The sequence below is a fragment of the Bradyrhizobium niftali genome (assembly GCF_004571025.1).
GTDB classification, from domain to species: domain Bacteria; phylum Pseudomonadota; class Alphaproteobacteria; order Rhizobiales; family Xanthobacteraceae; genus Bradyrhizobium; species Bradyrhizobium niftali.
The window spans coordinates 1-13,486 of record NZ_SPQT01000026.1 but is presented as its reverse complement, the minus strand read 5'-3'; the positions used below and the strand labels follow the sequence as shown (position 1 = coordinate 13,486).

Below are 13,486 nucleotides of genomic sequence, written 5' to 3'. Positions count from 1 at the left end.
TTGAAGAATGCTGATCGGCGGACGATGATCTCCACGAGGCCACACACGGAGATGCCGCCATGAGCACTGCTGCCAACAAGAAACTGATGCAGGATATTTTCGCCGCCGCCGCCAACCCCGATCCTTCCGCGCGCGACCGCGCATTGTTCACCGCCAGCCTCGCCGACGACGCCAGATGGGTGGTGACCGGCCAGTATTCCTGGTCGCGCACCTTCTCGGGGAAGGAGGCGATCCTCAACGATCTGCACGGCCATGTGCGCACCCGCCTGCGCGACCGGACGCGCACCGTTGCCCACCGCTTCATCGCCGATGGCGACATCGTCGTGGTCGAAGCCAAGGGCGACAACGTCACGCCGGAAGGCGTGCGCTACGACAACGATTACTGCCTGGTGTTTCGCTTGGAGGGCGGCAAGATCAAGGAGATCCGGGAATATTGCGACTCGATCCTGACCGAGAGGGCGCTCGGCCCGTTTCCGCAAACACCCGTGAGGGCTGCGAGCTGACCGGATCGAACGACGTCGCGTCCACCGACCGACCCGGTCCGTCACGGCCGTCGATGGTCGTGCGGGCCTGGCGGACGCTGGTGGAGATCATGCGGGTCCGGCGGGAGCGGTCCCGGGCCCGGTGTCAGTTCGCTGCCATGACCGAACGGGAGCTGCAGGACTGCGGGATGTCCCGGTCGGAGATTGCATGCGAGCTGCATAAGCTCGCCGCGAAAATCGGATCGGAAGGGACGCGGCGCGTTGCCTCGGCTCCGCTGGAAGCGGTCGAGAACGCTTGGCAAAATGACGCAGGGGCGGCCTGACGAACGTCCACCGGGGCGGCGCATGCAGCGATCGGCATGCGCCTGCGGGCCTTGCGCCAAAACCTTGCGCAACTGCCGACAAAATCAGCAGGTTTTGTGCGGGCCTGTGCGCGCAGGCGCGAAGAATCAGAAGGTTCAATTAACGAGTGTCCTCCATTGTGTCGCGGTGCAGCGTAGGTCGCCGAGAAGCGACTCGCGGCTGCCAGGGTGGCCGGTGACGCCGGACGTTCGGCCGCTCGAATTCACATGCATCTGGGTGGACAGTGGGAATGCCGAAATTTCGTTTGCGGATCAGGGGACGCCTGTACGCAGGCTTCATGGCCTTGGTGGCGGTCGGTCTGGTGATGGCGGTGGTCGCCGTCTGGAACTTGCGGGCCGTGCAGGATCAGGTCGCAAAACTCTCGGCGTTCTCGGACAGCACGGCACGGGTTCTGGAGATATCGACCCATCTCCAGGCGATCCAGCGGGCCAATCTGCGCTACATCTACGACGCCAGCGAACCTGCGATGAAGGAAGCCTCCGAACGGGAAACCGCGGCGACCGAGCTGTTGCAGGTCGGGGCGAAGGGGACGGCCTCCGAGGAGCGGCGCAAGCTCTACAACGATCTGATCGCCGACATCGCCAGGATGCGAAGCCTGCGTGACAATCTCGGTGACGCCGTCAACGAGGCGAGAACGGGCAAGGCGACGCTGCTGCCGAGCGGCGACGAGCTGACCGTCAAGATGGGCAAGCTGGTCGATGCGGCGCGCGCGGCCGTTGACGAAGACACCGCGGCCCTCGTTGCGGACCTCGAATCCAGGCTGCTTCTCGTCCAGATCGCCAACTGGCGTTTCCTTGCCCTGCGCGACACCAAGGGTCCTGCCAACTTCAGGACGAATGTGGACAGGGCCATGCAGCGGCTCACGGCGCTGGAAAAGAGCCCGCAGGCGACCGAATTGCGCGCTACGCTCGCGCCGGTGAAGACCTCGCTCGGAATCTACAAATCGGCGTTCGAGACGACGTCGGCCGCGATGCTCCAGGCCGACGAGATCTACCACAAGAACCTCGCGCCGCTCATCGTCGAGAGCATCGGCAAGCTCAAGGTCGCGGAAACCGCCCTGAAGAAGGATTACAAGGACTCGCGCACCACCGCCGAAGCCGTGATCGAGGGCACGACCTCGGTGCAGGCCGTCGCGGGCGGCCTCGCCGTCCTGTTCGGCGGCCTCGTCGCCTTCCTGATCGCGCGCAGCATCGTCGGACCGCTGACCACGATGACCCGAGCGATGGGTGCTCTCGCCGGTGGCGACCTCAAGGTCGAGATCCCGGGCCGCGGCAATCGCGACGAGATCGGCGACATGGCCAAGGCGATCCAGGTGTTCAAGGAGAGCATGGTCGAGACCGACCGCCTGCGCCACGAGCAGGTCGAGGTCGAGGCGCGGCAGGCCGAGAGCCGCAAGAAAGACATGGTCCGGCTCGCCGACCAGTTCGAGCAGGCGGTCGGCGAGATCGTCGACACCGTGTCGTCGGCGTCGAACGAGTTGGAGGCCTCGGCCGGCACGTTGACCACGACCGCCTCGCGGGCCCAGGACCTCTCCACCGAGGTCGCCAGCGCCTCTCAAGAGGCCTCGGCCAACGTGCAGGCGGTTGCCTCCGCGACCGAAGAACTCTCCTCCTCTGTCAGCGAGATCGCCCGCCAGGTGCAGGAATCCGCCCGCATCGCCAGCGAGGCCGTGGGGCAGGCGAGCAAGACCAACGACCGGGTTGGCGAGCTCTCCAAGGCCGCCGCCCGCATCGGCGACGTGGTCGAGCTGATCAGCACCATCGCCGGCCAGACCAATCTGCTGGCGCTGAACGCCACCATCGAGGCGGCGCGCGCGGGCGAAGCGGGCCGCGGCTTTGCCGTGGTTGCCTCCGAGGTCAAGGCGCTGGCCGAGCAGACCGCGAAGGCCACCGGCGAGATCGGCCAGCAGATTTCCAACATCCAGGCCGCCACCGAGCAATCGGTTGGCGCCATCAGGGAGATCAGCGGCACCATCGAGCGGCTGTCGGAGATCTCCTCGACGGTCGCGGCTGCCGTTGAACAGCAGGGCGCGGCGACCCAGGAAATCTCCCGCAACGTCCAGCAGGCGGCCCACGGCACCCAGCGCGTCTCCACCAATATCGGCGACGTGCAGCGCGGCGCTTCCGAGACCGGTTCGGCCTCCTCGCAGGTGCTCTCCGCGGCGCGCTCGCTGTCTTCAGACAGCAACCGGCTGAAGCAGGAGGTCGCCAAATTCCTGAACTCGGTCCACGCCGCCTGACCGGCGCGGACGTCTCAAAAGCAAAGGTCCACGCGCATGCGCGTGGACCCGCGATGCGTGGCGCGGGCAGCTGCTCGATGACCGGATAAATTCGCGATACAAACTTTGCCGGGCATGCGACTCGCACGGCATCCTGACGCAAGCCGCGCCGGACAGGTTCGATTGCCACTTTCGTGTTCAGATGATTGCTGAACTGGCAGGGCCTGCCATCGCCACGATATCTTTCGCGCGATCCTCCGTAGTCGACGCGTGGCAAATGCAGCATTGAATTAAGAAGTATTCTTCATGGTGTCGCGGTGCAGCGCGAATCTCCGAAAGGTGATTGCGGCTGGGCGGGGGGCCGCTGCGACGTCGGGGAGTCGTTCGGTCACTCCATCTCTCTTGCTATGGATGGACGGTGAAGATGCCGAGCTTGCGTTTCAGAATTCGGGGGCGGCTCTACGCCGGATTTTCGGTTCTCGTTGTCGTTGGTCTGATCATGGCCGCGGTCGCGATCTGGAATTTGTGGGCGGTTCAGGGCCAGATGGAGCGGCTATCCGCACTCTCGGACAACACGGCCCGCGTTCAGGAGATCTCGATCAACCTGCAGGCGCTGCGGCGCGCCAATCTTCGCTACATCTATGACGCCGACGAGCCGGCCTTCAAGGAGGCTGCGGAGCGGGAGGTGGCGACGGTGGAGCTGTTGAAGGTCGCGGCCAAGTCGACGGTCTCCGAGGAACGGCTCAAGATCTACAATGGCCTGATCGGTGACGTCGAAAAGATGAAGTCGCTGCGGGAGCGCATGGGCGCTGCCGTCACCGAGACGGCGAAAGGCAAGGCTGTTCTGCTCACCGGCGGCGATGAGCTGACCGCCAATACCGGCAAGCTCGTCGAGGCCGCGCGTGAAACCGGCGATACCAGCGTGACCGCGCCGGTCGCCGATCTCGAATCCAAGGTCCTGCTGGTTCGTGTCGCAAACTGGCGCTTCCTCGCCGTCCGGGACGCAAAGGGGCCGGCGACCTTCAGGACCAATGTCGACCGGGCGCAGCAAGCGCTCAAGTCACTGGAGGGGGCCGGTCTGCCGAACGAGGTCAAGGCCGCGTTCGGGCCGATCAAGAGCTCGCTTTCGACCTACAAGGCGGCCTTCGAGACGACCTCCGCCGCAATCCTCCAGGCCGATGAAATCTACCGCAACGGTATCGCCCCCCTGATTGGGGAAAGCGTCGACAAGCTCAAGGTGGCGGAGACCGGATTGAAGGCCGACTACCAGAAGTCGCGCGCGGCCGCCGATGGCGTCATTGCCAATACGACCTGGATTCAGGAAGTCGCCGGCGGCCTTGCGATCCTGTTCGGCGGCCTCGTCGCCTTCCTGATCGCGCGCAGCATCGTCGGACCGCTGACCACGATGACCCGAGCGATGGGTGCTCTCGCCGGTGGCGACCTCAAGGTCGAGATCCCGGGCCGCGGCAATCGCGACGAGATCGGCGACATGGCCAAGGCGATCCAGGTGTTCAAGGAGAGCATGGTCGAGACCGACCGCCTGCGCCACGAGCAGGTCGAGGTCGAGGCGCGGCAGGCCGAGAGCCGCAAGGCCGACATGAGAAATCTGGCCAACCAGTTCGAACGTGCGGTCGGCGAGATCGTGGACACCGTGTCGTCGGCATCGAACGAGCTCGAAGCTTCCGCAGGCACCCTAACCACGACGGCCACGCGCGCCCAGGACCTGTCGACGGAGGTTGCCAGCGCCTCCCAGGAGGCCTCGGCCAACGTGCAGGCGGTTGCCTCCGCGACCGAAGAACTCTCCTCCTCTGTCAGCGAGATTGCCCGCCAGGTGCAGGAATCCGCCCGGATTGCCAGCGAGGCCGTGGGGCAGGCGAGCAGGACCAACGACCGGGTTGGCGAGCTCTCCAAGGCTGCCGCCCGCATCGGCGACGTGGTCGAGCTGATCAGCACCATCGCCGGCCAGACCAATCTGCTGGCGCTGAACGCCACCATCGAGGCGGCGCGCGCCGGCGAGGCCGGCCGCGGCTTTGCCGTGGTCGCCTCCGAGGTCAAGGCGCTGGCCGAGCAGACCGCGAAGGCCACCGGCGAGATCGCGCTGCAGGTCTCCGGGATCCAGGCCGCGACGGAGGAGTCGGTCGGCTCGATCAAGGAGATCAGCGGCACCATCGAGCGGCTGTCGGAGATCTCCTCGACCGTCGCGGCGGCCGTGGAGCAGCAGGGCGCGGCGACGCAGGAAATCTCCCGCAACGTCCAGCAGGCGGCCCACGGCACCCAGCGCGTCTCCACCAACATCGGCGACGTGCAGCGCGGCGCCTCCGAGACCGGTTCGGCCTCCTCGCAGGTGCTCTCCGCGGCGCGCTCGCTGTCTTCAGACAGCAACCGGCTGAAGCAGGAGGTCGCCAAATTCCTGAACTCGGTCCACGCCGCCTGACCGTCGCGGGCGTTTCAAAAACAAAGGTCCACGCGCATGCGCGTGGACCCGGGTTGAGGGCGTAAGGCGATCAGGCGACCTTGGTCGTCATGTGCTTGAACATGTTGCCTCTCGCCTCGTCGTCCATCTCGGCCTTGAAGGTGAACTTGTCCTTCAGCGCGATCGCGCGCGCGGCCGCGGGGCGCGCCGAGATCTCGTCCACCAGCCGCTTCACGTTCGGGTATCGCGCAAAGGCGTCGTCGCCGAGCTTGAACGGCACCATCCGCGCCCAGCCCCACAGCGCCATGTCGACGATCGAATAGCTGTCGCCGACCATGTAGCGGCGGCCTTTGAGGTGGCCGTCGAGAATCTTGTAGTGGCGATCGGTCTCGTACTGATAGCGGTTATTGGCGTAGTCGTGGTTCTGGTCCTTCGGCGCAAAATGCTTGAAGTGCACGGCCTGGCCCGAATACGGGCCGACGCCGGTGGCGATGAACATCAGCCATGACAGCGTCTCGCCGCGCAACGAGGCGGCGGGCAGGAATTTTCCGGTCTTCTCGGCGAGATAGAGCAGGATGGCGTTCGAGTCGAACACGATCGTGCCGCCATCGTCGATCGCCGGCACCTTGCCGTTCGGATTGATCTTGAGGAATTCCGGCGTGAACTGCTCGCCCTTGCGCGTGTCGATCTTCACCGGCTCGAAGGGCAGGCCGCACTCTTCGAGATAAAGCGCGACCTTGGTCGGGTTCGGCGAACCGTTGAAATAGAATTTGAGCATCACACATCTTCCCAGTGTTTCTTGCCGAGAGCGAACGCAGCATCATTGCCGCGGGGCCAGCCTCTCTTGCCTGAAGCTCGTCGGGGAGGGCAACCGGAGAGTTTGCCGGGCGGTATCTGCGCCCTGCGCAGATCAGCCGGCGTAACAAAGGCCGATCGCCGCCGTAATAATCATCCCGGCACCGACGGCTTCCAGCCGCAGCCCGAGCCGCGCGGCAAGATGCATGTCGGAGGCCCGCGCCGATCGCTCCGATCCCCGCGAATAGCCATGCACGATGACGTCGTGATTGAAATTGTCGTGCGCCTCGTTGCTGCTGGCGAGCCCGACGCAGATCACGAGCACGCCGAACAGGGCGAGGCCGAAAAATCCCAGCAGCGCGATCAGGAACATCGGAAACATGCCGACCAGGAAGATCGGCAGCAGCGGCACGAGCAGCAAGGTCTCGGACTGTCGTCGCATGGGGCCCACCGGTCAGGACGGGGCTGATCGGACGAATCTAGTCCTGGTGGCGGCGGCTTTCAACCACCCCCTCGTCATTCCGGGGCGCGCCTCTTGGCGCGAGCCCGGAATCCATGGGGCGGCGTGTGCTCTGGTTCGATGGATTCCGGGTTCTCGCTTCGCGAGCCCCGGAATGACGACGGAGAGGATCTTATTCCGCCGCCATACCCGCGCGGATCTCGGCGCGGAGCTCGTCGATCAGCTTGAGACCCTTCTTGGTCTCGACGTGCCAGAAGGTCCAGCCGTTGCAAGCCTGCGCGCCTTGCGCCACGGCGCCGATGCGGTGGATCGAGCCGACCTTGTCGCCCAGCATGATGGCGCCGTCGGCGCGAACCAGTGCGCCGAGCTTCTTCTTGGCGTCGAACAGCCTCGTGCCGGGCATGATCATGCCGCGCTCGATCAGTTCCGAGAACGCGACCCGCGGCGCCTCGCGCGCGGTCATGAACGGGGCGAGGCTTTGCTCAGGCAGCGGCTCGACCGCGGCGATGCGGGCTTCCGCCGCCTTGGCGTAAGTCTTGTCGCGCTCGAAGCCGATATAGGAGCGGCCGAGACGTTTTGCGACGGCGCCGGTGGTGCCGGTGCCGTTGAAGGGGTCGATCACGAGGTCGCCGGGTTTTGACGACGACAGCAGCACACGCGCGAGCAGGCCTTCCGGTTTCTGCGTCGGGTGCACTTTCTTGCCGTCGGCGCCCTTGAGGCGCTCCTCGCCGGTGCAGAGCGGGATCAGCCAGTCGGAACGCGCCTGCACGTCCTCGTTCGCGGCCTTCAGCGCTTCGTAGTTGAAGGTGTAGCCCTTGGCCTTCTCGTCGCGCGCGGCCCAGATCATGGTCTCGTGCGCGTTGGTGAAGCGGCGGCCGCGGAAGTTCGGCATCGGGTTGGTCTTGCGCCAGACGATGTCGTTCAGGAGCCAGAAGCCGAGGTCCTGCATGATCGCGCCGACGCGGAAGATGTTGTGATAGGAGCCGATCACCCAGATCGTCGCCGACGGCTTCATCGCGCGGCGGGCGGCAAGCAGCCAGGCGCGGGTGAAATCGTCATAGGCGGAGAATGAATCGAACTTGTCCCAGTCGTCGTTGACGGCATCGACATGGGATTCGTCGGGGCGCTTGAGATCGCCCTTGAGCTGGAGATTATACGGCGGATCTGCGAACACCAGATCGACCGAACCAGCCTGAAGCTTCGACATCTCGGCGACGCAATCACCGAGGATGATGCGATGCGACGAAGACTCAAAATTTGTGCGGGGCGCCCTTGCAGACGCCCCGCGACGCGACACTACCATGACTCAAGAACTCTGACTCAGGCGACGCTGTCGGCGACGCGGGACCAAACAACCGACTGACCGTTACATTGAAGGCGCAAAGTAAAAATCGACTTAATCCGCCGCTTTCGTGTGCAGGCCTCGCATCGCGCGTCGTGCGTGGTTCGCTGTTCGCATTCGCCGTGTTTTACAGTGTATTTCGCGCTTCTTCGCGTTGCGGGAGCAGCCGGAGCTGCAAAACGACTCCAAATTTCTCTCGGAAAAAAATGCACGCCCCCCGGAAAAAATTGCTGGCATCGGCACGCTGTCGCACTAGGCAATAATTGCCGAGCGGGATATTGATTAACACAATGGAAATTCTAAGTGTCTGGCACGTTGAGCTTTTGCGCTTCTGCGCCCAAATCTTTTACGCCTAAGTTCCTTGGGCCGAAGTCTTGGGCCCATGTGATGCCAGCAAGGACTGAGGGAAGCCACCATGCGCTACGATGATTTCCGCCGCAGCGACGACATCGAGGATCGTCGCGACGATGGTGGTGGCGGCGGCGGTGGAGGAGGCGGGTTCGGCCTGCCCATGGGCGGCGGCGGGCTCGGTATCGGCACCATCATCGTGCTCGGCCTGATCGGCTATGCCTTCGGCATCGATCCGCGCATCCTGATCGGCGGCGCCGAGATACTCACCGGCGGCGGCCAGGCGCCGAGCTACCAGACCGATCGCCAGTCGACGTCGGCCAAGCGCGGCGCGCCGACCGACGAGATGGGCAGCATGATCTCCGGCATCCTCGGCGAGATCGACGACCGCTGGAGCGAGATCTTCCAGGCCAGCGGCCAGTCCTACACCGGTCCGAAGATCGTGCTGTTCCGCAACGCCACCAATGGCGGCCGCTGCGGCATGGCGCAGTCGGCGATGGGCCCGTTCTACTGTCCGCCGGATCGCACCATCTTCCTCGACACCGGCTTCTTCCGCGAGGTCGAGACGCGCTTCCGCGGCTGCTCCGGCAAGTCGGCTTGCAATTTCACCACCGCCTACATCATCGCGCATGAAGCTGGCCATCACATCCAGAACCTGCTCGGCATCATTCCACGCGTGACGCGGCTTCAGCAGCAGGCCGGCAGCAAGGCCGAGGCCAACGCGCTCCAGGTGAAGGTGGAGTTGCAGGCGGACTGCCTGTCCGGTGTCTGGGTCAACCGCGAGGCGAAGAAGCGTCCGAACTTCCTGGAAGCCGGCGATATCGACGCCGCGCTGACTACGGCCAGCGCGATCGGCGACGACACGCTCCAGCGCCAAGCCACGGGACGCGTCATGCCCGATTCCTTTACCCATGGCTCCGCCGCGCAGCGCAAGCAATGGTTCATGACCGGCTACCAGCAGGGCACGGTGCAGGCCTGCAACACGTTCGGCGGCGGGTCGTAGTACACTGGACTTCGTGCCCCGGACGTAGCGCAGCGCTTCTTCAGCGGTGCGCTGCAGAGCCGGGGCCCACAATGCCGGTCTCCCAAGCCTCTGACATGGGTCCCGGCTCTGGGGAGCAGCGCTGGCGCTGCGCCGCGTCCGGGACACGTGAGGAAAAAGAGTAATGGCCTCCATCGACGAAGCAAAACAGTTCATTCCGCTGAACATCGCGGTGCTGACCGTCTCCGACACGCGCGCGCTCGCCGACGACAAGTCCGGCCAGACGCTCGCCGACCGCCTCACCGGCGCGGGCCATCATCTTGCGGCGCGCGAGATCGTTACCGACGACGTCGAGGCGATCCGCGCCGTCATCCGCAGCTGGATTGCGGATGCCGGCGTCGACGTCGTCATCACAACCGGCGGCACCGGCTTCACCGGGCGCGACGTCACGCCCGAGGCGATCGAGCCCTTGTTCGAGAAGCGCATGGACGGTTTCTCGATCGCATTCCACATGCTGAGCCACGCCAAGATCGGCACCTCGACGATCCAGAGCCGCGCCACCGCGGGCGTTGCCGGCGCGACCTACATCTTCTGCCTGCCGGGGTCGCCCGGCGCCTGCCGCGACGGCTGGGACGGCATTCTCGCCGCCCAGCTCGACTACCGCACGCGCCCCTGCAATTTCGTCGAGATCATGCCGCGGCTCGACGAGCATCTGCGCCGGCCGAAGGCGCAGGGCGCGACGGTGTAGCTTTATCTTTCTTCTCCCCTCATGTCCGCCGAAGCCTTGGCGAAGGCGGATGTGGGAGAAGGTGGCGCGAAGCGCCGGATGAGGGGTTGTCTCCACGCGCACAAATGCTCGCGGAGACAGACCCCTCACCCAAGTGAGCCCGCGTCCTCCAGCGTCGCTGCCCTCTCCCACAAGGGGCGAGGGCACAATCATGCGCATCGCGCCCGCAGCGAAATCAGAGATCCAGCTCCCAGGTCTCGCCCACCAGATCTGCACCGAAGCTGTGGTGCTTCTCTTCCTTCACGAGCTTGAAGCCCGCATTTTGATAGATGCCGCGCGCGGCGAGCAGGATGCTCTGCGTCCACAGCGTCATCTTGCTGTAACCCCTCTCGCGTGCGCCCTGGATGCACTGCTCGACCAGCGCGCGGCCGACACCGAGCCCCCGCGCCTTCTTCTCCACCTGCAACAGGCGCAGCTTGGCGATCGTGTCCGTGGCCTTGACCAGAAAGATCGAGCCGACCGGCTCGCCACCCACTTCCGCGATCCAGCAGTGCTCGCGCGCGGCGTCGTAGTTCTTGATGAACTGTGCGCAGATCTCGGCGACCAGTGCCTCGTAGCTGATGTCCCAGTTGTAGTCCGCGGCATAGGCGGCGGCTTGCCTGGAAATGACCCAGCCCATGTCGCCGACGCGATGGCTGCGCAACATGAAGGCCGCAGGCTGGCTTCGACGTGGATCCAGCACGGCCTCGATGGTCGCCATGGCCTGCGTGAGCCGCGTTGCATCGCCGGCTGAAAGCTGAGCCAGCATCGCGGCGACGTCATTTTGCGAGCTCAGGTTCAGCTTGGCGAAGGTCTGGCGGCCCTTGGCGGTGAGGCTGAGCTGGTATTGCCTGCGATCTGCGGGCAGGGGCCTTCGCGTGATCAGCCCCTTTTCGTCGAAGCTCTGGACGATGCGGCTGAGATAGCCGGGGTCGAGACCAAGCTCGATTCCGATCTCTTTCGCCGCCAGATCGTCGCGGTGCGCGAGTTCATAGAGCACCCGGGCCTCGCTGAGGGAAAACGGGCTTTGTCCAAGGTGCTGGTCGAGCACGCCGAGCTTGCGGGTATAGAAGCGGTTGAAGGCGCGGACCGCCGTGATGTGGTCGTCTGTCCCGTCAAATGGCATGGGTCACCTCGATACTTGCCATTGTCAAATAATTATTTGACGTTGGCAAGTATTTGGTGGCGTCAGCCGACCATGACGATCCGGCTGCGCAGCATGGTCCGGGACGAGCGGCCGAGCCGCCGGAGGAGCCGCGCCTCGGAGCGGCGGGCCTGGGGCGGGTAGCCGCCGATCCGGTCGTAATGGTCGCGCGCGATCAAGAGTCCCTGATCGCCGAGCGGGCCGACCAGCTTGCGGGCCACGGCGCGGAGCACGTCGCGGAATCCGGTATCGGTGTAGGGCGAGCGGGCATAGCGGAACACCGCCGCCCGGTCCCGGCCGCTGCTCGCGACGGCCTGGATGAACTGGGTGGTCTCATCGATCCAGCCGGTTTCCAGCACGGCGCCTGCGGGCAGGAACATCAGCCAGGGCGAGCGGGCCTGGAGCGCGCCGGCGGCGAGCGCCGCGCCCTGCGAGGATCCCTCGTAGCCGATGAAACGGCAGCCGGCGACGTCGGCCACGCGCTCGATGACGCCGTTGCGGGTGCCGTCGACCAGGAGCACTTCGCGGATGATGCCCGCGGCGGCACCGGGGACCAGCGCGGCCAGAGTTGCAACCGCCGTCTGCTCGACGCCCTCGGTCGGAATGATGACGCTCAGCATGATTGAGGCTTCGATGTCCGCACTTCGGGAGAAGCGCAACTTGTTATGATGTTGTCATAAACACGCGGCAATGCCGAGTGCAACTTTTCGGCGGGGCTTCGCTGTTCGATGGTAAACTGCCGGAGCTGAACTGACAGCGCCATCGCATCCAAAGATGTTCCGCGCGAGGTGGCAATATTGCCGAATATTTCGGCGCAATTTCGCCTTGACCGTATTAATCCGGAGCGGGACGACGCCCAGGAACGGGAAAAGCAGGCAATCCACGGTGCTGAAGAGAGCTTCGCATGACCGCCGATCAACTCGCCGTTAGCGCGCCGTCAACATCTCCCAGGCCGGCCGCCGCGCCGACCCTGCGGATCCGCGCGCTGATGCTGGGTGACCGCATCAATGCCTCGGGCCTCGAGCTCGGCACGCTGGTGTCGTCGACGCCGGCCGCCTTCCGCGTCCATGCCGGCCTTGCCGTGATCTTCCGCTACGGTGTCGTGGTGCTGATCGGCCTTTTGCCTTCGGAGGAGAAGGTGCTGATCGACGGCCTGAAGCCGCGTGTGATCGGCGAGTTCAGCCCCTATGAGGAGGAGACCGCGCAGGCGCAGCTCTGCAACGACGAGAACGCCGAGGCGATCCAGCCCGGCGGGCCGATCTGCCTCGCCAAATTCTCCGACGACCGGCTGCTTCTGGTCGCCGACGCGCTCGCCAAGAGCACGTCGCTGGCGCGCGACGAACGGCGTGTCGCCGCTGTGTTCGACGTCATCGAGCCGTTCGCGCGCGAGCTCGCCGAGCGCGGCCGCACGCCGCGCCGGCGCAGGGCCATTCTGCAACTGATCGGCAACGCGCTGCTGGTGCAGCAGCGCGTTGCGGGCCGCGTCGCCGTTGCCGAGAAGCCCGACGTGCTCTGGGAGAAGCCCGAGCTCGACCGCCTCTATGCCCGCCTCGAAGACGAGTACGAATTGAAGGAGCGCCTGGACACGCTCGAGCGCAAGCTCTCCGCCGTGTCCGAGACCGCCAACGCGCTGACCGACATCATCGACACCCAGCGCTCGCTCCGCCTCGAGATCGCCGTGGTGGTGCTGATCCTGATCGAGGTCGCGATCGGGTGTATCCAGATATGGTCGGGGACGCATTGAGCTCTTTGGTCGCCGCACACGCTTCTTTGGCGATACGTCCTCGGCCTGCATGGTTCGAGACGCGCCGCAAGGCGGCGCTCCTCACCATGAGGGTCTAGGATCTCGCTGCGCAGCAGGAGGACCTCATCCTGAGAGCCTGACTCAAAAAGCGTAGACGTTTTCAGGGTCTGGCCAAGCGGCGAGTTAAGAGCCTCAGATGGGCGGCGAGCAACCAGGCTAGCTCGGTGGCGGCAGAGGCTTCGAAGTCTTTGGAGAGGCGACGACATCTGCCGAACCATGCAAAGGTACGCTCGACGACCCAGCGCCTGGGCAGGAGCTGGAAGCCTTTGACCCCGAGCGGTCGCTCGACGATCTCGATCGTCCATGGTCCGCAGTTGGAGAGAGCGTTGACGAGCTGTTTGCCGCGATAAATCCGATCGGCAAAGACAT

General features: G+C 65.0%; 12 protein-coding genes. 6 read left to right on the top strand and 6 right to left on the bottom strand.

The genetic code is table 11. The features are described from left to right. The first annotated feature begins 59 nt into the window (after positions 1–59). From E4K65_RS34070 to E4K65_RS34055, 3 genes are all read left to right on the top strand, one after another. Positions 60–503 (top strand): nuclear transport factor 2 family protein, encoded by a 444-nt coding sequence (locus E4K65_RS34070; protein ID WP_135177863.1) that lies wholly within the window; start codon positions 60–62, stop codon positions 501–503. Positions 504–1,074: 571 nt separating this feature from the next. After that, positions 1,075–3,084 carry a HAMP domain-containing methyl-accepting chemotaxis protein gene (locus tag E4K65_RS34060; RefSeq protein ID WP_167771383.1) on the top strand — a complete coding sequence of 670 codons (2,010 nt, stop codon included), beginning with the start codon at positions 1,075–1,077 and terminating at the stop codon, positions 3,082–3,084. A 403-nt stretch (positions 3,085–3,487) separates the two neighbouring features. Beyond that, a complete protein-coding gene (locus E4K65_RS34055; RefSeq protein ID WP_167771382.1) occupies positions 3,488–5,497 on the top strand; it encodes a HAMP domain-containing methyl-accepting chemotaxis protein in 2,010 nt (669 codons plus the stop codon). Between the two features lie 70 nt (positions 5,498–5,567). On the opposite strand, the gene E4K65_RS34050 is transcribed toward E4K65_RS34055, so the two are convergent. The 3 genes from E4K65_RS34050 to E4K65_RS34040 all read right to left on the bottom strand — a co-directional run bounded on the left by E4K65_RS34050 (position 5,568) and on the right by E4K65_RS34040 (position 8,034). Further along, a complete protein-coding gene (locus tag E4K65_RS34050; protein ID WP_167771381.1) occupies positions 5,568–6,254 on the bottom strand; it encodes a glutathione S-transferase family protein in 687 nt (228 codons plus the stop codon). Between the two features lie 132 nt (positions 6,255–6,386). Then, positions 6,387–6,713, bottom strand: coding sequence for a hypothetical protein (locus E4K65_RS34045; RefSeq protein ID WP_027543635.1), 327 nt, complete (start codon positions 6,711–6,713; stop codon positions 6,387–6,389). A gap of 190 nt (positions 6,714–6,903) precedes the next feature. Beyond that, positions 6,904–8,034, bottom strand: coding sequence for a site-specific DNA-methyltransferase (locus tag E4K65_RS34040; RefSeq protein WP_135177858.1), 1,131 nt, complete (start codon positions 8,032–8,034; stop codon positions 6,904–6,906). A 454-nt stretch (positions 8,035–8,488) separates the two neighbouring features. Here E4K65_RS34040 and ypfJ point away from each other — a divergent pair, with 454 nt between their 5' ends. Together ypfJ and moaB are read left to right on the top strand one after the other, a co-directional pair. Further along, positions 8,489–9,424: a KPN_02809 family neutral zinc metallopeptidase gene (gene ypfJ, locus E4K65_RS34035; protein ID WP_135177857.1), complete on the top strand. Its 936-nt coding sequence runs from the start codon at positions 8,489–8,491 to the stop codon at positions 9,422–9,424. A 163-nt stretch (positions 9,425–9,587) separates the two neighbouring features. Continuing rightward, positions 9,588–10,151: a molybdenum cofactor biosynthesis protein B gene (gene moaB, locus E4K65_RS34030; protein ID WP_135177856.1), complete on the top strand. Its 564-nt coding sequence runs from the start codon at positions 9,588–9,590 to the stop codon at positions 10,149–10,151. Positions 10,152–10,365: 214 nt separating this feature from the next. On the opposite strand, the gene E4K65_RS34025 is transcribed toward moaB, so the two are convergent. Both E4K65_RS34025 and E4K65_RS34020 read right to left on the bottom strand, forming a co-directional pair. After that, positions 10,366–11,295 (bottom strand): bifunctional helix-turn-helix transcriptional regulator/GNAT family N-acetyltransferase, encoded by a 930-nt coding sequence (locus tag E4K65_RS34025; RefSeq protein WP_135177855.1) that lies wholly within the window; start codon positions 11,293–11,295, stop codon positions 10,366–10,368. A gap of 62 nt (positions 11,296–11,357) precedes the next feature. Further along, positions 11,358–11,933: a glycosyltransferase family protein gene (locus E4K65_RS34020; protein ID WP_135177854.1), complete on the bottom strand. Its 576-nt coding sequence runs from the start codon at positions 11,931–11,933 to the stop codon at positions 11,358–11,360. A 284-nt stretch (positions 11,934–12,217) separates the two neighbouring features. Between E4K65_RS34020 and E4K65_RS34015 the strand changes: the two genes are divergently transcribed. Continuing rightward, positions 12,218–13,057 (top strand): RMD1 family protein, encoded by an 840-nt coding sequence (locus E4K65_RS34015; protein WP_135177853.1) that lies wholly within the window; start codon positions 12,218–12,220, stop codon positions 13,055–13,057. 160 nt (positions 13,058–13,217) lie between these two features. Here E4K65_RS34015 and E4K65_RS34010 read toward each other — a convergent pair. Beyond that, positions 13,218–13,486, bottom strand: a 269-nt coding sequence (locus E4K65_RS34010) for a transposase (protein ID WP_167771380.1), incomplete at its 5' end; no start/stop codon positions are given.